Raw genomic sequence first — 21,293 nt, 5'->3', positions numbered from 1 at the left:
CTAGGCGGGCTGCGGGGCCGGTTGGTCGACCGAACGGTAAAGGATGCCGGGCCTGGGCTCGGGTGGGGCCGGGGCGGTCCGTAGGCTGAGGCGAGCGACATCGATCCCGTACGCGGGTTCGGTTCGGAACCGTGAGCCGGGATACGACCGGACGACAGACTTCTTCGAGGTGAGTGAACTTGACGGATCAGGGCCGGGCCGCGGGCGTGCCCAGTGAAGGCCGGGGAGAGGGCGTCACGGCCCGCCGGCGGATACCCCTGCTCCTCGCGGTGACGGGCGTCGCCTACGCGCTCGACCTGGGCACCAAGCTGGCCGTGGTCGCCGGGCTGGAGAACCGGGCTCCCGTCCAGTTGATCGGCAGCTGGCTGGAGCTGCAGGTGCTACGCAACCCCGGTGCGGCGTTCGGCATCGCCGAGGCGATGACCATCGTGCTCACGATCGTCGCCACGACCGTCGCCGTGGTGATCGTCCGCCTGTCGCGCAAGCTCTACAGCGCCCCGTGGGCCGTCGCGCTGGGGCTGCTGCTGGGCGGTGCGCTCGGTAATCTGACGGACCGTCTCTTCCGCTCCCCCGGAGGCTTCGAGGGCGCGGTCGTCGACTTCATCTCCGTCCGCGGTTTCAGCGTGATGAACCTCGCCGACTGGGCGATCTTCTGCGGGGGCGTCCTGATCGTGGTCTACTCCTTCCTCGGATGGGAGATGGACGGCACCGGCAGGGAAGCCGGCCGCGAGCGCGCCGAAGCCGCCTGACCCCTCCTGCCTCGTCGGTCGCCGCCCGGCGCGCACGATTCCCCGCGCGCCGGGCCGCGCACTGATGAGCCGCTGGCGAACCGGGGCCGGGCCATGGATCCGGTGCGGTGCCGGGGTGGACGCTGTGACTTCCCATCCCTCGTCCTTGAGGAACGTCGTGTCCCTCGTGCCCAGTTACCGGCCGCCGGTCACCGATCTCCCCGAGCCCGAACCCGAGCGGGTCAGCCCGCACATCGACGAAGCCGCCGCGTTCACCGACCGGTGGGTGCGGCGCACCGGGCTCATCCAGTCCTTCTCCGCCCAGCGGCGCTTCCGCCGGGCGCGCTGCGTCGACCTCGCGGCGCGGGTGGCTCCGCAGGCCACGTGCCCGCGACTGCAGCGGACGGCGGCCTGGATCGTCTGGTTCCACGTCCTGGACGACCGGTGCCGCCATCCTCGCGGGGAGGAGTACGCGTTCGGGTTCGGTGCGCTGCCCGACTTCCTGCCCACGGACGGCGGGCCCACCCCGCCGGCCCGGACGGCGCTGCAGAGAGCCCTCGCCGACGTCTGGCGGATGACGGCCCCGGCCATGTCGCCTGCATGGCGCGAGCGCTTCGCCGCCCGCTTCCGCGAACTCGCCGACCGGCGGCCTTGGGACGCCCTCGCCGCGGGGTCCGCCCTCGACCTCGTCGAGTACGTCTGCGGGGGCGAACTCCCGCCGTCCGCACGCGAGCTGGCATCGTTCCGGGCCGTGACCGGCGCCGCCTCCGCCGTGCTCTCGCGGGACGGTACGGAGCCGGAAGCGGAGGAGCTCCGCGATGCGCTCCGGGACGCGCTCCACGGCTTCGCGGCCGAGGCGGCGCGGGCCGGGCTCCCTCCGGCCGCGCTCTCCGCCGTGTCCGCCTACGCCCACGCCCTCACGCTCTGGGCGGACGGCCGGCTGGCATGGGCCCTGCACGGCGGTCCGGCCGGGGCGGCCGCCCCCGAACCCGGCGGGCACCGGCCGCTCCTCCTCGCCGACGACGTCACCGGCGTCCCCGTCGACCTGCTGCGCCCACGGCGACCCGCACCGCCGCCCGTCCCCTCCACGAGCGGCGGCGCGGGCACCGCCCTACATCGTGGCCGCGAGTAGCTCGCGCGTGTAGGGGGCCTTCGGGTCGCCGAACACCTCGTCCCGCGGCCCGCTCTCCACGACGGTCCCGGCCCGCATCACCGCCACCCGGTCGCAGAAGTGCCGGACGACGGCGAGGTCGTGCGAGACGAAGAGAAGGGACAGGCCCAGCTCGTCGCGGAGGTCCATGAGGAGGTTGAGCACCTGCGCCTGCACGGAGACGTCCAGCGCCGACACCGGCTCGTCCGCGATGACCAGGCGGGGGCGGAGGGCCAGGGCGCGGGCGATGCCGATGCGCTGGCGCTGGCCGCCGGAGAACTCGTGCGGGTAGCGGCCGAGGTGGGCGGCCTGCAGGCCCACCTGCTCCAGCAGCTCCGCCGCCCGGGCGCGGCGCTCCTCCCTGCCCAGGGCGGTGTGCACCCGCAGCGGCGTGGTGACGATCTCCTCGACGGTACGGCGCGGGTTGAGCGACGCGTACGGGTCCTGGAAGACCAGCTGTACGTCGCGGCTGAGCTCGCGGCGCAGGCGGGTGTCGGCCGCGGCGCGGGAGATGTCCCGGCCGTCGAACCGCACGGCCCCCGACGTGGGGCGCTGCAGCCCCGTGAGGACCCTCGCCGTGGTCGACTTCCCGGACCCGGACTCGCCCACGAGCCCGAGCGTCTCACCTGCGCCGATACGCAGACTGACGCCACGCACGGCCTGGACGGCGGCGCCGCGCCCTCCCCAGAGCCCCCGGCGGCCTACGAACTCCACGCGGAGGTCGATAACCTCGGCGAGGGGCCCGCCAGGGCCCGGCCCGGCACCGCCGGACTCCGCCGTCGGACGACCCGCCGTCGCGGCGGACACCCCTTGCCCGGCACGTCCGCCGGCAGGGCGCGCCACCCCCTTCCCGGCAGCAGCCGAGGCCGGCCCGGCACCGCCGGACTCCGCCGTCGGACGACCCGCCGTCGCGGCGGACACCCCTTGCCCGGCAGCGCCGCCGTGCCCGGCCGCAGCCGGAGCAGGGTCGTCGACCGTCGGCAATCGTGTCCCCGGCACCGTGTTCAGCGTCGGGGCCGCGCCGATCAGCGCTCTCGTGTACGGGTGCGTCGCGTCGTTCAGCAGTTTGCGGGTGGGGCCCTCCTCCAGGCCCCTCCCGCCCCGCATCACGAGCATGCGGTCGCACGTCTGCGCCACCACCCCCACGTCGTGGGTGACGAGCAGCACCGCCGTGCCGCTCTCCTCCTGCAGTTCCGCCAGGAGGCCGAGGACCTGCCGCTGGACGCGCGCGTCCAGCGCCGTCGTGGGCTCGTCGGCGATGAGCACGTCGGGGCTGTTGACCAGCGCCATGGCGATCATCACGCGCTGCCGCATGCCGCCCGAGAACTGGTGCGGGTAGTCGCGGGCGCGGGCGGCAGGGATGCCGACGCGCTCCAGTACGGCGAGGGCCTTCTCCTTCGCGTCGGCCCGCCGCCCGGCGCCCGCCGGGGCGTGCACGCGGTACGCCTCGGCCAGTTGCGCGCCGACCGTGTGGAAGGGCGAGAGCGCGGCGAGCGCGTCCTGGAAGACCATGGCGATCCGCGCGCCGCGCAGCGCACGCACCGCTGACTCGGGCGCGCCGACGACCTCCGTGCCGCCGACCAGCACGCTGCCGCTCACCCGCGTACCGGCCGGGTCGTGCAGCCCCATCGCGGCGAGCCCCACCGTGGACTTGCCCGAGCCGGACTCCCCCACCAGCCCCAGGACTTCACCGCGTTCCAGGTCGAAGGAGAGGCCGTCGACGGCCGTGACGTGCGTACCGCCGCGCCCCTTGAAGGAGACCGTCAGGTCGCGTACGGACAGGGCCGGGGTCATGCGAGCCTCACCCTCGGGTCGAGCCAGGCCACCACCAGGTCGGCGAGGGCCACGAACACCACGACGAAGAACGCGGCGAGCAGCACCGTGCCGACCACCGTCGGCAGGTCGTTCTGGACGACGGAGTCGACGGCGAGCTTTCCGACGCCGCCGAGCCCGAAGACGGTCTCGGTGATGAACGCGCCGCCGAAGAGCGCCCCGGCCTCCAGCCCGAGCAGCTGGACGAGGGGCCCGGCGGCGCCGCGCGCCGTGTACTTCCCGTGCGCCCGCAGCGCGGTGAGCCCCTTGCCGCGGGCCGTCCGCACGTACCCCTCGTGCATCGTCTCGAGCGTCTGGGAGCGCGCGAGGCGGGCGAAGACGGCGGCGTTGACGAAGCCGAGGACGAGCCAGGGCAGGAGCAGCCCGGCGGCCCACGCGCCGGGCCCCTCGGCGAGGGGGACGTAGCCGGGCAGCGGCATCAGGTCGGTCGAGTAGACCAGCAGGTACTGCAGGGCGTAGCCGAGGAAGTAGATCTGCACGCTCGCGCCGACCAGGGTGAAGCCGGACAGCAGCCGGTCGCCGGCCGTGCCCCGGCGCAGCGCGGCGGTGAAGCCGGCGCCGATGCCGAGGACGACGATCACCACGAGCGCGCCTCCAGCGAGCGACAGCGTCACGGGGAAGCGGTCGCCGATGGCGTCGAGGACGGGCTGGTGGAGGGTGTAGGAGTAGCCGAGGCAGGGCGCGGCGCAGTCGATGACGCTGCCGTCGACGTCGCTGATGGTGCGGCCGGCGACGAGGCCGCGCAGGTAGTCGAGGTACTGGGCGGCCAGCGGCTGGTCCAGGCCCATGCTGTGGCGGACGGCCTCGACCTGTGCGGTGTCGCACTTGGGGCCGCAGGCGATGAGCGCGGGGTCGGAGGGGGCGGCGTAGAAGAGCCCGAAGGCGGCGGCGGTGATCGCGAGGAGCACCGCCGCGGCCTGGAGGGCCCGTCGCAGGAGGTAGCCGGTCATGTCGGGGTCAGGGCTTCCGGTCGTGGCTTCCGATCAGGGCTTCCGGGTCAGGACTTCTTCAGGTACAGGTCCGCCGCCGCGATGGAGCCGTAGATCGGGTGGATGGCGGCGCCGCCGACGTTCTCCCCGCGGAACTGGGTGACGCCGGTGTAGAGGAACGGCACGACCGGGACGTCCTTCATGACGGTCCGTTCGAGGGCGATGAGGGCGTCGGCCTTCTGCTGCGCCTCGCCGATGGTCGCGATGCGCTCCAGCTCCTTGTCGACCTCGGGGTTGCTGTAGCGGATGGAGTTGGCGAGGGCGTCGAGCTTGCTGTGGTAGCTGTCGGGCAGCAGCGTGGACGGGGTGGGCCAGTCGACGGAGTTGGTGGACAGCCACAGGTCGTAGGGGGCCGGTCCGCGGAAGACCTCGTTGGTGAAGGCGGCCTTCTCCAGCGGCTTGGTGACGAGCTTGATGCCCGCCTTGGCGAAGGCCTCGACGAGGACCTGGGCGAGCCGGTCCTTCTCGGGGGCGTCGCTCTCGTACGCGTAGGTGAGCGTGTCGACCTTGGTCTTCGCCCGGGCCAGGTGCTCCTTGGCCTTCTCGATGTCCCCGGCGGGCGCGACGGGGTAGAGGTCGTACTTCTTCCAGCCGACGACGGCGGGCGAGGAGAGCGTGGTGGCGAAGTCGCCGAGGCGGGGGCCGCCGAGGACCTGGCGGGCCTGTTCGCGGGGGAAGAGGTAGTGGATGGCCTTGCGGACCTCGGGGTCGGTGACGCGGCTGTTCTTGATGTAGAGGTCGCTGGTGTAGGCGCCCTGGCTGCCGGCGACGAGGAGGTCCTTCTTCTTCGCGTCGCGCCGGGCCTCGGCGTAGAGCTCCGGCGGCACCTCGCTCTTGGTGGAGAGGGTGTCGGGTCCGCTGCCGCGCCCGTTGAGGACCTCCTGCGCGGTGTTGAGGATCTTCTTGCCGAAGGTGAACTCGAAGCGGTCGGCGTACTGGTGGCGGATGGGGTCGGTCTCCGGCTTCCAGTGCGGGTTGCGCTCCAGGGTCAGGCTCTGGTTCTGCTTGTGCTCGGCGATCCGGTAGGGGCCGGTGGCGAACGGCCGGGTGTCGTAGCCGGTGCCGGTGTCCTTGTCCTTGCGGACGGGGGACGAGGAGGACTGGGCGGCCATGTAGGGCACGTCGGACTGCGGCTGCGGGAAGCGGAAGACGATCGTCTTGGCGTCGGGGGTCTCGATGGCGTCGAGGTCGCCGTGCTCGGGGCCGGCGTACTTCTCGACGGCGGCGGTGCGGTCCTCGGAGCCGGTGAGCCACTCGGGCCAGTAGGTGGGGCCGAGTTCGAAGCCGGGGGCGAAGGTGCGCTCGATGCCGTACTTCACGTGCTCGGAGGTGATGGGCTCGCCGTCCTCCCAGGCGATGCCGTCCTTGAGCTCGTACGTCCAGGTGCGGCCGCCGTCGGAGGACCGCCCGGTGTCGGTGGCGAGGTCGCCGACGAGCTTGGGCTTGCCGTCCACGACCTGATACTGGGTCAGCTGCCGGCCCCACAGCAGGGACGTGCTGTACGACTCGCCCGCGTAGATCTTCTGCGGGTCGAGGTGGCCGTAGTCGTTGGCGTTGGCGATGCGGATCGTGCCGCCGGTCCGGGCCCCCTCGACGGCCGGGGCCGGGCCCCGGCTGTCCTTGGCGGTGCCGAGCGTGGCGGTCAGCCGCTGGCCGCTCTTGGCGGCCGTGGCGCCGCCGCCCTTCGCCCCCTCCGCGTCCTTGCCCGCGCCGGCCGAGCAGGAGCACATCAGCAGGACGGCGGCAGTGACGAGGGCCGGGGCGGCTGCGGTGCGCGGACGGATGCGGGCCATGGTGAACTCCGGGTCGAGAAGGGAAAGGGAAGGCGGGGCGCCCCGTAAGGGGCAGCGCCCATAAGGGGCGCGGGGAACTGCGCGACCAGCCACGGACGGCCCGCAGTCGAACTCGGCGCGCGCGGAGCGCTAGCGCACGATCCGCGGATCGAGCGCGTCCCGTACCGCGTCGCCGAGGAGGTTGAAGGCGAGGACGAAGACGAGGATCGCCACGCCGGGGAAGACCATGTAGGTCGGGTCGTCGTAGAAGACCTCGGAGCCGCGGGAGATCATGCGGCCCCAGTCGGGGACCGGTTCGTTGATGCCGACGCCGAGGAAGGACAGCGCGGCCTCGGCGGTGACGATGCCGGGGACGGCGAGCGTGACGTGCACGAGCACGGGCGCCCAGACGTTGGGGAGCAGCTCGCGCAGCACGATGTGCCGGCGGCTCGCCCCGACGGCCCGTGCCGCCTCGACGAACTCCCGCTCGCGCAGGGCCCTTACGGAAGTGCGCAGGACCATCGCGAGCGGCACCCAGCCGAATGCCGAGAAGACCAGGATGAGGGAGGTGAACTGCATCCAGGCGGGCTCGTTCTCCCCGGGGCCGACGAAGCGGGTCTGGATGACCGGGCTGAGCGCGAGGAGGAGCAGAAGTGTCGGAAAACCGAGCAGCACATTGCATACGAAAGTGAAGGCCCGGTCGGCGAGACCGCTGAGATAGCCGACGGTCACCCCGAGGACGACGCCCGTCACGGCGATCACGGCGACGGAGGCGAAGGCGACCAGCAGCGAGGTGCGCATGCCGTACAGCAGCTGGGCGAACACGTCGCGGCCGAGGCCGGGTTCGATGCCGAACCAGTGGTCGGCGGAGATGCCGCCGTTGGGCAGGACCGGCAGGCCTTCGGCGCTGAGCAACCCGGTGCCGTGCTGGCCGTAGTGCTCGGTGGGATTCTTCCCGTACAAGGCCGTGACCAGGGGCGCGGCCGCCGCGAGCACGGCGCAGAACAGGACGACGGCGAGGGCGGCCATGCCCGTGCGGTCGCGCCGGAAGGCGCGGCAGGCGGTGGCGAGGGGCCCGCGGGAGGGCGCTTCGAGGGGTCCTCCTGAGTGCACTTCGGCCATTTGCTGCCGCGCTCCTGAATCGCTCCGGCCGCCGGTTGGTCACACGGCGGGCCTCTTTTCGGCCGGGCTGCGGGGGTCTCCCGCCCCGGGGTGCGGATCATTAGATCCAATGAAACAGGTGGCCGCAAACCATCTTTTTGAAGGCAGTTTTGATAATTCATCAAGGATTACAAGGAATCTTCGCTGGTCAATATCCCCGTAACATTAAATCGCCGCAATTACCCCCAATCGGGCATGCGTGAAAGCCGGACGACTTCCCTCACGTCTCGTATGAGACGCGCCTCACATGAGTTCCGGCCACTACCGAGGGTTTTCAACCAGCGACTGAAAGTGTTCGACCAATGTGCGTTCATGCCCAACTTGGGCAAGACTTCCGTCCGTTATCTGCAGCCACGAGCAAGGGAGTGTTCGGAATGCGGTACATCACTGGGGGCATCGCGATGGGCGCCGCGCTCGCACTGGGCGGCGGCCTCCTGGCCGCCGGAACGACGACCGCGAGCGCAGCACCCGCACCTGTCCCCGCAGCACAGACGCAGAGTCTGTACGCGTCCTCCGCCCTGGTCCTGACCGTCGGTCACGGTGCGAACTCCACCGAGGCCTCGGTCGACCGCGCGGTGACGCTGACCTGCTTCCCCAAGGCGACGGGCTCGCACCCGGACGCGAAGGGCGCGTGCACAGCACTGCGCGCGGCCGGCGGTGACCTCGAGAAGATCACCACCATCAAGTCCGGCACGGCCTGCACCAGGGAGTGGAACCCCAGCGTCGTCACCGCCGACGGCGTGTGGGAGGGCAAGCGGGTCCGCTTCGAGCGCACCTTCGCGAACCCGTGCGAGGCGAAGGCGGGCAAGGGGCAGCTCTTCGAGTTCTGAAACCCCCCGCAGAGCGACTGAACGCGAGGCGGCCCCCGGACACCGTGGAGGTGTGTCCGGGGGCCGCCCTCCGTCGTCTTCCGCAGCAGCGGTGGACGGCGGTGCACAGCCGTTCAGGAACCGCCGAGGGTCGCGTTGTACGCCGCGAGGACCGGAGGCAGGGGCTGGAAGTACGACATCCCGCCCCTCGTGCAGTCGCCGCTGCCGCCGGAGAGGATCCCCAGGGCGTCGCTGCCGGAGAAGTAGGATCCGCCGCTGTCGCCGGCCTCGGCGCAGGCGGTGGTCTCGGTCAGGCCGATGACCTGGCCCTCCGGATAGTTGACGGTCACGCCGGTGCGCTTGACGGTGCCGCTCTTCACCCCGGTGGTGGACCCGCTGCGCCGGACCGGCTCGTTGACGACCGCGTCACGGGCGGCGGTGACGGTCTGCGACGTGCCGTTGTAGAGGTTCACGGCGCTCGGGTGGTCGACGGCGCCGGTGGCGGGATACACCGCGAGGGCGTAGTCGTGGACGGGGAAGACCGCGTTCTCGGTCGTCGCGATCTGCGGGCCGCCGTTGGTGGCGCGCCAGGTGCTCTCCGCCTTGCCGCAGTGCCCGGCCGTGACGAAGCCGTCCGGCCTGCCGGCCCGCTTGACGTTGAAGCCCAGGGAGCAGCGGTGGGTGGCGCCGAAGATCGCATCGCCGCCCGCGACGTACCGGGTGAGCTTCGCGGACGTCCTCTTCACCAGCACGGCGTCCCCGAGGGACCCGACCGACTTCTTGAGCTGCGCCAGCTTCGCGCCCGTGACCGTGGGGTCGGCGGTCACGACGACCCGGTTGAGGGTCGGGTCCGTCCCCCAGGTGGTCCCGGGGATCGCCTCGCCCGCGTCCAGCGTGGCCTTCGCGGAGTCGAGCTCGGCCCGGGAGTTGCGCACGGCGCGGGGCTCGCCGCCCATCGCACGGACCAGGCCGGCGGCCTTTCCGTCGGTGATGTTGACGACGAGCGTGCCGAGTGTGGAGTCGTAGTACGAACCCGCAGTGGCGTCCTCCGGCCCGGCCGGGAGGGCCCGGGCGACGGCCGCGGCGTCGGAGGCGGAGAGCGCGGGGGCCGGGGCGGGCGAGGCGCCGGCCTCCTGCGGGCTGAGGGTCACGGCCGCGAGGGCGGCTGTGGCTGCGGCCGCCAGGGCCGCGCGCACGGAGATCCATCTGCGCTTCAACTCGGCACCTCCAGTGGGGGGTTGGGCACCGCCACGGGATCACCGCGGGCCCGGAGGGGGTACGACATGGTTCGCCTCCGGCTTTACAGAGGGCGCGTCCATGCCAAGTCGACCAATCGAGTATCCCGGAACCGGGGAGGGCGCGCACAAGGCGGACTCCTCCTGCGCGCGTGTCGCTTTACGCGCCCCAGCACGGGATGCGCGCGGGAGCGCGGGGAGTTGCACGGCGCGGCCCGCGAAAATACGGCGCCGCCGCCTTAGCCCACCGGGGTGGCCCCGGACCCCACCGGCACCACGGGACTACGCCGTCCGGGTCACCCGCCACGACCGCGCCTCAGAGGCCATGGCCCCGGATTCACAGGCTGCGCCTGCCTCTTACCCCACCGCGGCGACGTGACGCCCAACGGGCCATTCCGGCGGCGCAGGCCGACCGGCGCCGCGGCGGAGAAGGAGCCCGAAGCCCCGGGCTCGCTCGGCTGTGTCAAGGGTTCGGGGGTCCCGGCGGGAGTTCCTCCGGGGGCGGCGGGGGCTCCACGGCCGGGTCGGGCGGCGGCGGCTTCGGTGCGCGGGGCGTGTCCGGGGGGACGAGGCCCTGCTGGGCCGAGCGTTCCAGGAAGCGGAGGAGTTCCACCGGGAACGGCAGGACCAGCGTGGAGTTCTTCTCCGCCGCCACCGCCACCACCGTCTGCAGCAGCCGCAGCTGCAGCGCCGACGGCTGGTCGGCCATCGTGGCCGCCGCCTCGGCGAGCTTCTTCGACGCCAGCAGCTCCGCGTCCGCGTTGATCACCCGGGCCCGCCGCTCGCGCTCCGCCTCCGCCTGCCGGGACATGGACCGCTTCATCGTCTCCGGCAGCGACACGTCCTTGATCTCGACGCGGTCGATCTGCACGCCCCACCCGATGGCGGGGCTGTCGAGCATGAGCTCAAGGCCCTGGTTGAGCTTCTCCCGGTTGGACAGGAGGTCGTCGAGGTCGCTCTTGCCGATGATCGAGCGCAGTGACGTCTGGGACATCTGGGACACCGCGAAGCGGTAGTCCTCCACGGCGATGACCGCCTCGGCCGGGTCCACGACCTTGAAGTAGACGACGGCGTCCACTCGGACGGTGACGTTGTCGCGGGTGATGCCCTCCTGGGCGGGCACGGGCATCGTGACGATCTGCATGTTCACTTTGCGCAGCCGGTCGACGACCGGGACGATCAATGTGAACCCCGGGGAGCGGATCTCGGGCAGGAGCCGCCCCAGCCGCAGCACCACGCCGCGTTCGTACTGCTTGACCACGCGGGCCGCCGCCGCGACGTACACCGCCCCGGCGGACGCCGCGGCCACGGCTGCCACCACCAGTTCCTCGACCATGGCAGGCCCCCTGCCGTACATCTCAGGTGTTATGTCCACGGTATGCCCGTATCGGGCACAGGGTCGAGCCCCCGGCCGAGGTGCGGACCGGGGACTCCTGTGCTGGGGGCTCCCGAGCTGGTGGACGCGGGAACGGAGGGAGGGCGGGCCCTCAGCCGATCGTCACCCCGTACGCCTTGAGCGCCGGGCCGACGGGCTGGAAGTAGGTCGTTCCGCCGGAGCTGCAGTTGCCGCTGCCTCCGGAGGTGAGGCCGAGGGCGGTGGAGCCGGCGAAGAGGGCGCCGCCGCTGTCGCCGGGCTCGGCGCAGACGTTCGTCTTGATGAGGCCGCGGACGACCTGGCCGTTGCCGTAGTTGACGGTGGCGTTGAGGCCGGTGACCTTGCCGCCGTGCAGGCCGGTCGTGGAACCGCTGCGCTGCACGGACTGGCCGACGGTCGCGTTGCCGGCGGCGGTGATCCGCTGGGTGCGGCCGTTGTAGAGGCTGACCTCGCTGGGGTGCGGGAGGGAGCCGTTGGTGTACTGCACGATGCCGTAGTCGTTGCCCGGGAAGCTGGTGCCCGTGGTGGGGCCGATGCTCGTGGTGTGCCCGGAGTTGCTGTAGTAGGGCGGCTTGCCCTCGGTGCAGTGGCCTGCGGTGAGGAAGTAGGCGGTGTTGCCCTTGCGCACGTTGAACCCGAGCGAGCAGCGCCAGCTCGGGGCGTAGATCGCGTCGCCGCCGGCGAGGAAGGGGCGGAGGGTGCCGGGGGTGCGCTCGATGCGTATGGCCTCCACCGCGGTGCCGGCCTTCTGCTTGATCCTGGCGAGGGCGGCGGCGGAGACGGTCGAGTCGGCGGTGACGACGAGCGTGCCGGACTCCTGGTCGACGGCCCAGGCGGTGCCGGCGACGTCCGCGGCCTGTACGGCGGTGCTCGCGGCGGACAGCTGGGCGGCGGAGTGTCTGACGGGGGCCGATGCGGCGTTGCCCTCGGCGTGGGCGGCGGTGCCGGCGAGGGCGGCCGCGGCGGCGAGGGCGGAGGCGAGGGCGATACGTGTCGCGGTGCGGGGGGTGGTGCGCTTGATGCTCACGTTCTTCCTCCCGAGTGGGGTCGGTGAGGTGCAGCCGGAACGGGCACGCGGGATTCCACTTTCGTCGTGCCCCTGACAAGCACTGTTCGGGAGTATTCGGGCCGCGCGCCGACCGCCGCAAGAGCATCTTTCGGACGGCGCGCACCCGTATCCGTCGGGGGCGCTAGCCCACCAGCACGCGGCGCTCCCCCGCCGGGACCGCGATCGGCAAGGTGTTCCCCGGGGGCGGGAACGGGCAGATGAAGTGGTCGGCGAAGGCGCAGGGCGGCAGGAGGGCGTGGTTGAAGTCGACCGTCACCCGTCCGTCGACGCCGGGCGCGGGCGTCCGCAGGAACCGGAAGCGGTAGCTGGTGTCCCCGCTCGTGCCGTCGGCGAACACCGCCCACAGCGTGCCGTCCACCTCGACGGCGACCTGCAGCGCGAACGCGGAACCGGCGGCGGTGAAGGCCAGCTCCCCGTCCAGGCCGAGTCCCCGCTCCCGCCCGTCCGCGTTCTCCACCCGCACCCTGCGGCTGCCGTCGTACGGGCGGAAGACCCCCGGCAGCACCCAGTCCTCGTCGTACTCGAAGGCGTCGATCGCGGTGAACGCCCGCCGCCCGGCCGAGCCGGGGTCGAAGACGCGCACCGCCCACAGCCCCTCCCGGCGCAGCACCACGAGCTTGCGTCCGCCGTGGTCGACACGGGCCGTCGCGGCCGGGCCCTTGTCGACGCCGAGCCGGACCTCACCGTTCACCGGCCGCCCGTCCGCGGTGAGCCCGTCGGCGGCCGTGGCGGTCAGCAGTACGGCGTCGCCGTCCTCGGTCCAGTGCCCCGGGATGGCGGGAAATCGCCCCTCGGCGGCGTCGGCGAGCCAGTAGGTCCCCGTGAGCGCGAGCGGCCCGTACGGTGCGCAGACCGTCTCCGTACGCTCCTCGCGCCACGTCTTCCACTGCTGCCGTGCGTCGTTGCCCGTGTCCGTGCTCATGACGGTCAACCTTTCCATACGGGCAGCGGCAGCCCGAGGTGTTCGCGCAGCGTCGCGCCCGTGTACTCCGTACGGAACGCGCCACGCTCCTGCAGCAGGGGCACCACGCGGTCGACGAAGTCGTCGAGCCCTCCGGGGGTGAGGTGGGGGACGAGGATGAAGCCGTCGGCGGCCCCGGCCGTGACGAACTCGTCCAGCTGGGCGGCCACCGAGGCGGGTGTGCCGATGAAGGACTGCCGGCCGGTCGTCTCGATCACGGTCTGCCGGATGGACAGCCCCTTGGCCTCGGAGACGGCACGCCAGCGGGCGGCGACGGCGAACGGGTCGGCTATCCGCACCCTCCCCTGGGCCACCTCGCCGCCCGGGTCCGGGTCGACGTCGGGCAGCGGCCCGTCGGGGTCGTAGGCGGACAGGTCCCGGCCCCACACCTGCTCCAGGGCGAGCAGCGCGTTCTGCGGGGAGACCTGCTGCCTGCGGATCTCGGCGGCCTTCTCCTGGGCCTCGGCGTCGGTGTCCCCGAGGGCGAACGTCACCCCGGGCATGATCTTGAGGTCGCCGGGGCGCCGGCCGTACGCGGGGAGCCGCCGTTTGACGTCGGCGCAGAAGGCGCGGCCGGCGTCCAGGGTGCCGTGCCTGGTGAAGACCACGTCGGCGGCGGAGGCCGCGAACTCCCGGCCCTCGTCGGAGTCCCCGGCCTGGATGACGACCGGGTGGCCCTGCGGGCTGCGGGCCACGTCGAAGGTGCCGGAGACGGAGAAGTGCCGCCCGTGGTGGGCGAAGGGGCGCGGCACGCCCTCGGGCGTCCACGAGTCCCACAGCTCGCGCGCGGTGGCGACGAACTCGGCGGCGCGCGTGTACCTCTCGGCCCGGTCGAGGTAGCCGCCGCGGCGGAAGTTCTCGCCGGTGAAGGCGTCGGAGGAGGTGACGGCGTTCCAGGCGGCGCGCCCGCCGCTGAGGTGGTCCAGGGAGGCGAGGCGCCGGGCGAGTTCGTAGGGCTCGTTGAACGTGGTGCTGGCGGTGGCCGCCAGGCCGATCCGTTCGGTGACGGCGGCCAGGGCGCCGAGCACGGTGAGCGACTCGGGGCGGCCGACGACGTCCAGGTCGTGGATCCGGCCCTTGTGCTCGCGCAGCCGCAGGCCCTCGGCGAGGAAGAAGAAGTCGAAGAGGCCGCGTTCGGCGGTGGCGGCGAGGTGCCGGAAGGACGAGAAGTCGATCTGACTGCCGGACCGCGGGTCCGTCCACACGGTCGTGCTGTTGACGCCGGGGAAGTGGGCGGCCAGGTGCATCTGCTTGCGGCGGCGTGCCCCGGGGGCGGTCATGCGGGCCTCCTCGCGGTGGCGTGGCGATCGGCGTAGCGGTTGGCGGGGCGCGGCAGGCACAGGTGCTCGCGGAGCGTGCCGCCGGGATAGAAGGAGCGCAGCAGGCCGCGGTGCTGGAGTACGGGGACGGTCCCGTCGACCAGCAGGGCGAGGTCCCGGTCGGGGTCCTCGGGCCGGAAGTGGAAGCCGTCGACCACGCCGTCGGCCCACCAGGAGCCGGCCAGGTCGGCGAGGGCGACGGCGTCGGCGGCCGCGTACAGCGCGACGGGCAGGGAGGCGAGGACGACGATCCGGCCGGGGTCGCGGCCGAGGGAGCGCAGCCGGGCGTGCAGGTCGTCGCGGGCGGCGCGGACCGCGCCGGGGGTGGGCGCGGGCCCGGTGCGGACGTAGGCGACGTCGGCGTGGCGGGCGGCGGCCGCGCGGGGCAGCAGGCGGGTGGCGTCGACGGCTATCACCGGCCGGCCCTGCGGGGGCCGGGGCACGATGGAGGGCCCGCGGACGGAGAAGCCGGGGCCTTCGAAGTCGACGTGGTGCAGCTTGTCGCGGTCGACGAAGCGGCCGGTGGCCGCGTCGCGGATCTCGGCGTCGTCCTCCCAGCTGTCCCAGAGCCGGGCGGCGACGTCGGCGACGGCCGCGGCCTCGTGCCACAGCTCGTCGGCGGGGGCCGCGGCGCGGCGGCCGAAGTGGCGCGCCGCGGCTTCGGTGCCGGAGACCTCCACGGTCCAGCCGGCGCGGCCGCCGCTGACCCAGTCGAGGGTGGAGACGGCGTTGGAGACGTGGAACGGCTCGGTGTGGGTGGTGGTGACGGTGGGCACCAGGCCGATGCGTTCGGTGGCGGGCGCGACGCGGGCGAGGACGGCGAGGGCGTCGAGGCGGCTCTCGCCGCGCCGGGGCGGGCCGAGCGTGTCGCCGAGGGTGACGAAGTCCAGCCTGCCGCGCTCGGCGAGGCGGGCCGCGCGGACGTAGGGCTCGGCGTCCCGGACGCCGGGGCGGTCGATGCTCACGGCCAGGTGCAGGGGCCGGATGGGTGCGGACATGGGCTTCCCTGGGGGTGTGGGGCCACGGTGGGGCCGGTGGCTCGGTGGGTGGTTGCTCTCCCCGGCTACGGCTGGGAGGTGCTCCGGGGCGGCGGTGCCCGTCCGCTCCGGCGGGAGGGGCTTCCGGGGGCACCACCGCTTCCCGCTGCGTGCGGGAGAACGGGGCCCCGCTCCCGCCCTTTCACCGCTTCCCGGGGCGAGCCCCGGCCCCCGGCGCATCCACGGGTCCGGGGCCCGGCGGTCCTTTCCGCCGCGACGGCGCTCCGGCCCCCACTACGTGACCGGCGGTGCCGGGCCCGCGGGAGCCCCCGTCCCGCTCCGGAGGAGTACGGCCCGCGACCGTGCGCAGGAAGCTCAGCGCGGCGCGCGCCGTGGCGTCGTTCTGGCGGAACGCCGGGGCGTCGGTGCCCGGCCGGGCGAAGGCGGCGGTCGCGCGGGCGTCGGTGTGCGGTCCGAGGGCGAAGCGGCGCGGGTGCGGGCGTCCGTCGGGGCCGAGGATCCGGCCGTCCTCGGGGCTGACGGCCAGCAGGCCGGCGGGCGTGGTGGCGGCCTCGGGGTGGAGGGAGCGCAGCAGGGGGTCGAGGGAGCGGGCGACGGACGGGGGCGGCAGCCGCGCCTCGACCAGGGCGCGCGCCGCGGTCACGACGCCCGGCGCGCTCGCGCTGTGCGCCCGGAACACGCCGTGTTCCGCGTCGGCCGTGACGGTCAGGTCGGCGCCGAGGAAGCGCACCACCCCGGCGCGGGAGAGCGCGAGGAGCTGCTGCAGCCGGGGTCCGGGCGGGCCGGAGGCGAGGTAGCTGAAGAACCCGTGCCACCAGGGTCCCGTGTCGCCGAGGCCGGCGAGCTGCCCGTAGACGGAGAGCAGGCCGAGGAAGACGGCGAGGTCGGGGCTGTGGCGGGGGTCGTGACGGCGGGCGAGGTCGGCCTCGATGTGGGCGCGCAGGCCGCGCTGCAGGGCGTCGGCTCCGGTGAAGCGGCGGCCGGCGAGGGGGTGGTCGAGCGCGGCCGGGTCGAACCGGTCGGCCGGGCCGGGCACGGCTGCGGCGGTCAGGGCGAGGAGCTCGGCGCTGCCGGACGCGCAGGAGGCGTACCGCTCCTCGAAAGCCGGCCAGGGCATGCGGGTGCGCTCGGGGTGCGCGGTGAACAGCCGGTGGTAGTGGGCGAACCCGAGCTCCTTCCCGGCCAGGGGCCACAGGTCGCGGCGGAAGTCGAGGGGGCCGGGCCGGTCGCGCAGCGCCGCGGCCTCGGCCGGGCCGAAGAAGCGGGGCAGCGGCGGCCGTTCGCCCTCCCAGGAGTAGCCGATCTTCGAGCGGTACGGGACGCCGCGCCGGGAGCCCGCGTACAGGACGGGTTCGCGTCCGGAGGGGCGGTAGACCGGCTCGCCGTCGCGGCCGGTGGCGTACGTGCCGCCGCGCCCCTCGGTGAGCAGCACCATCAGGTCGACGAAGGCGAGCCCGAGGCCGCGGACGATCACCGGCTCGCCGGGGCGCAGGGCGCTCAGGTCGCTGTCGGCGGTGAACTCGGGCGGCAGGTAGGCCAGCCGGTGGCGCGCGGCGAAACGGGCGAGGGCGCTCTGCCCGGCGTCGGGGGCGGACGGCAGGTGACCGAGGGCGAGGACGACGAGGTCGGCGGGGAGCGGTGCCGCGAGCCCCTCCAGCCAGACGTGCTGCCGTGCGTCGCGCGCGCCGGACAGGCGTAAGGCGCGCCGCCGGTGCTCGTGGACGGTGACGCCGGGCGGCAGGGCGGCCACGGCCTGTTCGTACGTCCAGCGCAGGTAGGCGCTCTGCACCCGCCGTCCGGCGAAGCTGCGTCCGGTCAGGGCGCGGACCTCGCCGGCGGTCGCGGGGTCGGGCGGGGCGGGCACCGTGCCGTCGCGGACGCAGGCCGCCCATTGGGCGAGCGTCGGGCCGGGGCGTACGGGCCCCTCGGTCCGCACCGAGGCGTCGGTGAACGCGGTGACGTCCTCGGCCATGGAGTTCATCCACAGCAGCGGGGACTGGTCGTGGCGCCACACGCGGCCGCCGCCGGGCGGGAAGGGGTCCACGAGGTGGAGATCGAGGCGGGCCCCCGCGAGGAGTCCGGGGGCGTTGGCGGCGATGCGTTCGAGGAGGCCGGTGCCGCGCGGACCGGCACCGATGACGACGAGGGAGGGCATGGGAAGGCTCCGTGGATACGGGATCGGACACGGGACGTGCCTTCACTCGACGGGACGTGCCTTCACATCGGAGGCGTCGTGCGCATCCGGCCGCGCCCCTCAGCACGGCCGAACTCCGAGGCTATTCACGTGCCCTGGCCAACTGTCAAGCCTGTCCGTACTCCTGTCCACACTGTGGGCAGGCCGTCTCAGCACAGTTGACGGGGAAACGGAAGGCTGTTCCACTTGGCCCATGCACCCAGGGCAACGGCTGGTCACCCGGGACCACATCGACTTCGGTCGGGTGTGGTCCGCGTCGTGTCCCGGCTTCCGTGCACCTCTTCCGGGTTCCTGCTCGGGCTGACCGCGCTTCCCGCGGAGCCCTACGCCTTCACGCCTTCACGCCTTCACGTTTCAGGCCTTCACGCTTCAGACCTTCACATCCGCGGCATTGCGCCGCACCCTCCCCTCGCATCGCGCTCGACCACGAGGCTTACCCTCGTTCTCAACAACCGCAGTCACAACCACAGTCGCAGTCACCGCAGCAGTCACAGCAGTTGCAGCAATCGCCGCAGCCGCTGCAATCGCAGTCGCCACAGTCGCACTTGTGGCACCAGCCCTCACGCTGCTGGCCGTCCCACGGGTCGAAGTACGGGTCGCGGCAGCAGACCTGACACGTGCAGAAAAGCGTGGCCCACACCGCACAGCCGGCTATCAGCCCGCGCTGCCGCCCCCGCCGCGGCGGCTCGGGCGGCGCGCCGGGCGGCATCTGGCCCGGCGGCATCTGGCCGGGCGGCATGACCGGCGGCGGTCCGAACGCGCCCTGCGGCGCGCCGTCCTGGAGGACAGCGGATCCGGCGTGTCCGGCCGGTCCGGCGTGTCCGGCGTGTCCGGCGTGCCCGCAGCCCGCCGTGCCGAACGCCCGGTCGACGGCGCGCTCCAGCTCGTGCGCGAGCAGGACGTGTGCGAGCCGGCTCTGGCTCCTGCTCGCGAAGTCGACCTCGCGCAGCGCCAGACGGACGCCGTGCACCGCGTCGTCGCACAGCCTGCGCACCTCGGCGAGGTCGGTAGCGGTCGCGGCGATCGGGTTCCACGCCCCGGTCTCCGCGTCCTCCGCCATGTCCTCCACGGCGTCCAGCAGGTGCGCGAGCCGCCCGAAGAGCCTGCCCGCCTCCTCCAGGGGCTCCTTGTTGCCCGGCCGCCCGGCGAGCACGGCGGTGTAGCCGAAGGCCGCGGCGGTGGCCGTCTCGGTGGGCTCCGTCACCGTCAGCAGCGACGTCCCCGCACCGGCCAGCGCCTCGATGCCGGCCTGCCGTTCGACCGCGTCGACCAGGACGGCGGTGTCGAAACCGAGGTCCGCTCCCGTACGGGCACCGGCCCGGTCCCACTTCGCGGCCACGCGGCGCGCCGCCGCGGCGACCGGGCGGCGCGCCAACACGCCGTCGCCGTCGGCGACATGGTCGCGCATCTTCGCCGACGCCAGCACCAGCGAGACCGAGGCGGCGAGACGCGCCCCCTCACCCTTGGCCACGGAAGCGGTGCGCATGCCGCGCAGCGGGCACGGTCCGGCCGTGCGGCGCCAGGAGTTGGCGCCCTCGTCCGCCGGCGACTGGGCTTCCACCAGGACCGATATGACCAGACCGTCGTAGTTGGTGGCCGCGCGCGCGAACTGTCCGTGGTCGCCGCGCAGCGCGAGGCACAGTCCGCACAGATGCGCCATCCATTCCGTGCGCATGGCCTCTGACAACCGGTGCCGGCATGGCCTTATGATCCCGAACAAAACCCAGCCCCCGTGTGTGGTGTGAATGGACCCGGGCATCCTAATCACCTGACCACCCGACCCGACCGGGGCCCGCCCCGCGCCCCCCAATCGCCCGCCGTAGCCGCATATGCCCAGGTCCAGGGCGCAAGAAGGGGCCTGCGGGGTTTCTGACGCACCGCCAACCGGTTTGCACCAGATGCGTCACGAAATGCTCGTCCGGCGGCTATCCACTTGGCACACCATCCGCATCATGGACGACGATAGAGAAGCGGACGGAACACCCCGCGTGTGAGAGGAGGCGTCCATGGGATCGGTGCGCAAGGCGAGTGCCTGGCTCGGCCTCGTCGACGACAGCGATGACGAGCGCTACTACGACGACGAGTACGCCGAGGGACCCGAGCCCGGTGACGCCTGGGTCACCAACCCCAAGGTGCGGGTGGCGGACGAGGCCGCGCAGGAACAGGGCACGCGCATCGCCACCGTCACCCCGGACGGCTTCCGCGACGCCCGGGGCATCGGCGAGCTCTTCCGCGACGGCGTCCCGGTGATCGTCAACCTCACCGGCATGGAGCCCAACGACGCCAAGCGCGTCGTGGACTTCGCCGCCGGGCTGACGTTCGGACTGCGCGGCTCCATCGAGCGCGTGGCCAACCGCGTGTTCCTGCTGACCCCCGCCGACTACATGGTGGTCAGCGGGGAGCCGAGGGGACGGGCGAACGGCGGCTTCTTCAACCAGAGCTGAGCCGAGCGGCAACCAGAGCCGAGTTCCGCGGCGGAGCTGCGAGGGGGTGGAGCCGCAAGGGGGCGAAGCCGCGAAGGGCGAGGGCTTACCGGAACGCGTCGAGACCGGTGAGCGCCTTGCCCAGCACCAGCTGGTGCATCTCCACCGTGCCCTCGTACGTCAGCACGGACTCCAGGTTCGTGGCGTGCCGCATCACCGGGTACTCCAGGGAGATCCCGTTCGCACCGAGGATCGTCCGCGCCGTCCGGCAGATCTCGATCGCCTCCCGCACGTTGTTGAGCTTGCCGAAGCTCACCTGTTCCGGTCGCAGGCTCCCCGCGTCCATCCGCCGCCCGAGGTGGTGCGCCAGCAGGATCCCCTTGTGCAGCTCCACCGCCATGTCGGCGAGCTTGGCCTGGGTGAGCTGGAAGCCGCCGATGGGCTTGCCGAACTGCTCGCGCGTGCGCGCGTAGTCGAGCGCGGTCTCGAAGCTCGTACGCGCTGCGCCCATCGAGCCCCAGACGATGCCGTACCGCGCGTGACTCAGGCAGCCGAGCGGGCCGCGCAGCCCGGTGGCCTCCGGCAGCACCGCGTCCGCGGGCAGCCGCACCTCGTCGAGGACCAGCTCGCTGGTGACGGAGGCGCGCAGCGACCACTTGTGCCGGATCTCCGGCGCGGACAGGCCGGGGCTGTCGGTGGGCACGACGAAGCCCCTGATGCCGTCGTCGGTCCGGGCCCAGACCACGGCGACCCCGGCGACCGAGCCGTTGGTGATCCACATCTTGCGGCCCGTCAGCACCCAGTCGGTGCCGTCGCGCTTGGCGTAGGTGCGCATGCCGGCCGGGTCCGAGCCGTGGTCGGGCTCCGTCAGGCCGAAGCAGCCGATGGTCTCCCCCGCCGCCATCGCCGGCAGCCACTGCTGCTTCTGCTCCTCGGAGCCGAAGCGGTGGATCGCGTACATCGCGAGGGAGCCCTGGACGGAGACCAGGGAGCGGATGCCGGAGTCGGCGGCCTCCAGCTCCAGGCAGGCCAGGCCGTACTGGACGGCGCTCGCGCCCGCGCAGCCGTAGCCGCTGAGCTGCATGCCCAGCGCGCCGATCGCGCCGAGCTCGCGGGCGAGCTCGCGGACGCCGGGGAGTTCACCGGCCTCGTACCACTGGGCGATGTGCGGCAGGACACGGTCGGCGGCCCAGCGGCGGACGGTGTCCCGGACGGCGATGTCCTCGGGGCTGAGCAGGTCCTCGATCCCGAGGGGATCATGCGGGTCGAACACGGCT

Annotated in this window: 17 protein-coding genes; 4 read left to right on the top strand and 13 right to left on the bottom strand. The window is 73.2% G+C overall.

Features of this window, described 5'->3' with window-relative positions; translation table 11 throughout:
* The first annotated feature begins 179 nt into the window (after positions 1 to 179).
* Entirely contained in the window at positions 180 to 749 is a 570-nt protein-coding gene (locus AS857_RS22505) for a signal peptidase II (RefSeq protein ID WP_058045080.1), read from the top strand.
* A gap of 157 nt (positions 750 to 906) precedes the next feature.
* Positions 907 to 1,860 (top strand): terpene synthase family protein, encoded by a 954-nt coding sequence (locus AS857_RS22500; protein WP_058045079.1) that lies wholly within the window; start codon positions 907 to 909, stop codon positions 1,858 to 1,860.
* Here the strand turns inward: AS857_RS22500 and AS857_RS22495 are convergent.
* The 4 genes from AS857_RS22495 to AS857_RS22480 form a co-directional block, all read right to left on the bottom strand.
* The gene (locus tag AS857_RS22495; protein WP_058045078.1) at positions 1,840 to 3,672 is read right to left on the bottom strand and encodes a dipeptide ABC transporter ATP-binding protein; all 1,833 of its coding nucleotides are present in this window, start codon (positions 3,670 to 3,672) and stop codon (positions 1,840 to 1,842) included. The two genes, AS857_RS22500 and AS857_RS22495, sit on opposite strands and share 21 nt — an antisense overlap.
* The gene (locus AS857_RS22490; protein ID WP_058045077.1) at positions 3,669 to 4,661 is read right to left on the bottom strand and encodes an ABC transporter permease; all 993 of its coding nucleotides are present in this window, start codon (positions 4,659 to 4,661) and stop codon (positions 3,669 to 3,671) included. The genes AS857_RS22495 and AS857_RS22490 overlap by 4 nt, the downstream gene beginning before the upstream one ends.
* Before the next feature lie 47 nt (positions 4,662 to 4,708).
* On the bottom strand, positions 4,709 to 6,493 hold the full coding sequence (locus AS857_RS22485) for an ABC transporter substrate-binding protein (protein WP_058045076.1): 1,785 nt from the start codon (positions 6,491 to 6,493) through the stop codon (positions 4,709 to 4,711).
* Positions 6,494 to 6,622: 129 nt separating this feature from the next.
* Positions 6,623 to 7,594, bottom strand: a complete 972-nt coding sequence (locus AS857_RS22480) for an ABC transporter permease (RefSeq protein ID WP_079110570.1) — start codon at positions 7,592 to 7,594, stop codon at positions 6,623 to 6,625.
* 413 nt (positions 7,595 to 8,007) lie between these two features.
* Between AS857_RS22480 and AS857_RS22475 the strand changes: the two genes are divergently transcribed.
* The gene (locus AS857_RS22475) at positions 8,008 to 8,463 is read left to right on the top strand and encodes a subtilase-type protease inhibitor (RefSeq protein WP_058045075.1); all 456 of its coding nucleotides are present in this window, start codon (positions 8,008 to 8,010) and stop codon (positions 8,461 to 8,463) included.
* A 113-nt stretch (positions 8,464 to 8,576) separates the two neighbouring features.
* Here AS857_RS22475 and AS857_RS22470 read toward each other — a convergent pair whose 3' ends face one another.
* The 8 genes from AS857_RS22470 to AS857_RS22435 all read right to left on the bottom strand — a co-directional run bounded on the left by AS857_RS22470 (position 8,577) and on the right by AS857_RS22435 (position 19,313).
* Positions 8,577 to 9,659 carry a S1 family peptidase gene (locus AS857_RS22470; protein WP_058045074.1) on the bottom strand — a complete coding sequence of 361 codons (1,083 nt, stop codon included), beginning with the start codon at positions 9,657 to 9,659 and terminating at the stop codon, positions 8,577 to 8,579.
* A gap of 481 nt (positions 9,660 to 10,140) precedes the next feature.
* Positions 10,141 to 11,013, bottom strand: a complete 873-nt coding sequence (locus AS857_RS22465) for a slipin family protein (RefSeq protein WP_063804344.1) — start codon at positions 11,011 to 11,013, stop codon at positions 10,141 to 10,143.
* Positions 11,014 to 11,164: 151 nt separating this feature from the next.
* Positions 11,165 to 12,079: a S1 family peptidase gene (locus AS857_RS22460; protein WP_058045073.1), complete on the bottom strand. Its 915-nt coding sequence runs from the start codon at positions 12,077 to 12,079 to the stop codon at positions 11,165 to 11,167.
* A gap of 163 nt (positions 12,080 to 12,242) precedes the next feature.
* Complete coding sequence (locus AS857_RS22455) at positions 12,243 to 13,043, bottom strand: DUF1684 domain-containing protein (RefSeq protein ID WP_058045072.1); 801 nt, start codon at positions 13,041 to 13,043, stop codon at positions 12,243 to 12,245.
* Positions 13,044 to 13,048: 5 nt separating this feature from the next.
* Positions 13,049 to 14,362, bottom strand: coding sequence for an NtaA/DmoA family FMN-dependent monooxygenase (locus tag AS857_RS22450; protein WP_058045071.1), 1,314 nt, complete (start codon positions 14,360 to 14,362; stop codon positions 13,049 to 13,051).
* On the bottom strand, positions 14,359 to 15,399 hold the full coding sequence (locus AS857_RS22445) for an LLM class flavin-dependent oxidoreductase (RefSeq protein WP_058045070.1): 1,041 nt from the start codon (positions 15,397 to 15,399) through the stop codon (positions 14,359 to 14,361). Before AS857_RS22445 ends, AS857_RS22450 begins: the two co-directional genes overlap by 4 nt.
* 181 nt (positions 15,400 to 15,580) lie before the next feature.
* Positions 15,581 to 17,554 (bottom strand): FAD/NAD(P)-binding protein, encoded by a 1,974-nt coding sequence (locus AS857_RS22440; protein WP_079110569.1) that lies wholly within the window; start codon positions 17,552 to 17,554, stop codon positions 15,581 to 15,583.
* A gap of 484 nt (positions 17,555 to 18,038) precedes the next feature.
* Entirely contained in the window at positions 18,039 to 19,313 is a 1,275-nt protein-coding gene (locus AS857_RS22435; protein WP_173864794.1) for a DUF5685 family protein, read from the bottom strand.
* Positions 19,314 to 19,599: 286 nt separating this feature from the next.
* Between AS857_RS22435 and AS857_RS22430 the strand changes: the two genes are divergently transcribed.
* On the top strand, positions 19,600 to 20,037 hold the full coding sequence (locus tag AS857_RS22430; protein ID WP_058045069.1) for a cell division protein SepF: 438 nt from the start codon (positions 19,600 to 19,602) through the stop codon (positions 20,035 to 20,037).
* 85 nt (positions 20,038 to 20,122) lie between these two features.
* On the opposite strand, the gene AS857_RS22425 is transcribed toward AS857_RS22430, so the two are convergent.
* A complete protein-coding gene (locus AS857_RS22425; RefSeq protein WP_420823956.1) occupies positions 20,123 to 21,289 on the bottom strand; it encodes an acyl-CoA dehydrogenase family protein in 1,167 nt (388 codons plus the stop codon).
* Positions 21,290 to 21,293: the final 4 nt, after the last annotated feature.

This window comes from Streptomyces roseifaciens (assembly GCF_001445655.1).
Taxonomy (GTDB): domain Bacteria; phylum Actinomycetota; class Actinomycetes; order Streptomycetales; family Streptomycetaceae; genus Streptomyces; species Streptomyces aureoversilis.
This window is presented reverse-complemented; position numbering and strand designations above follow the sequence as displayed.

Excerpts from the sequence above, each read along its gene's own strand:
- AS857_RS22465 (WP_063804344.1), bottom strand. The coding sequence starts at position 11,013 with ATGGTCGAGGAACTGGTGGTGGCAGCCGTGGCCGCGGCGTCCGCCGGG.
- AS857_RS22445 (WP_058045070.1), bottom strand. The coding sequence starts at position 15,399 with ATGTCCGCACCCATCCGGCCCCTGCACCTGGCCGTGAGCATCGACCGC.
- AS857_RS22440 (WP_079110569.1), bottom strand. The coding sequence starts at position 17,554 with ATGCCCTCCCTCGTCGTCATCGGTGCCGGTCCGCGCGGCACCGGCCTC.
- AS857_RS22475 (WP_058045075.1), top strand. The coding sequence starts at position 8,008 with ATGCGGTACATCACTGGGGGCATCGCGATGGGCGCCGCGCTCGCACTG.
- AS857_RS22450 (WP_058045071.1), bottom strand. The coding sequence starts at position 14,362 with ATGACCGCCCCCGGGGCACGCCGCCGCAAGCAGATGCACCTGGCCGCC.
- AS857_RS22480 (WP_079110570.1), bottom strand. The coding sequence starts at position 7,594 with ATGGCCGAAGTGCACTCAGGAGGACCCCTCGAAGCGCCCTCCCGCGGG.
- AS857_RS22430 (WP_058045069.1), top strand. The coding sequence starts at position 19,600 with ATGGGATCGGTGCGCAAGGCGAGTGCCTGGCTCGGCCTCGTCGACGAC.
- AS857_RS22490 (WP_058045077.1), bottom strand. The coding sequence starts at position 4,661 with ATGACCGGCTACCTCCTGCGACGGGCCCTCCAGGCCGCGGCGGTGCTC.
- AS857_RS22455 (WP_058045072.1), bottom strand. The coding sequence starts at position 13,043 with ATGAGCACGGACACGGGCAACGACGCACGGCAGCAGTGGAAGACGTGG.
- AS857_RS22495 (WP_058045078.1), bottom strand. The coding sequence starts at position 3,672 with ATGACCCCGGCCCTGTCCGTACGCGACCTGACGGTCTCCTTCAAGGGG.
- AS857_RS22485 (WP_058045076.1), bottom strand. The coding sequence starts at position 6,493 with ATGGCCCGCATCCGTCCGCGCACCGCAGCCGCCCCGGCCCTCGTCACT.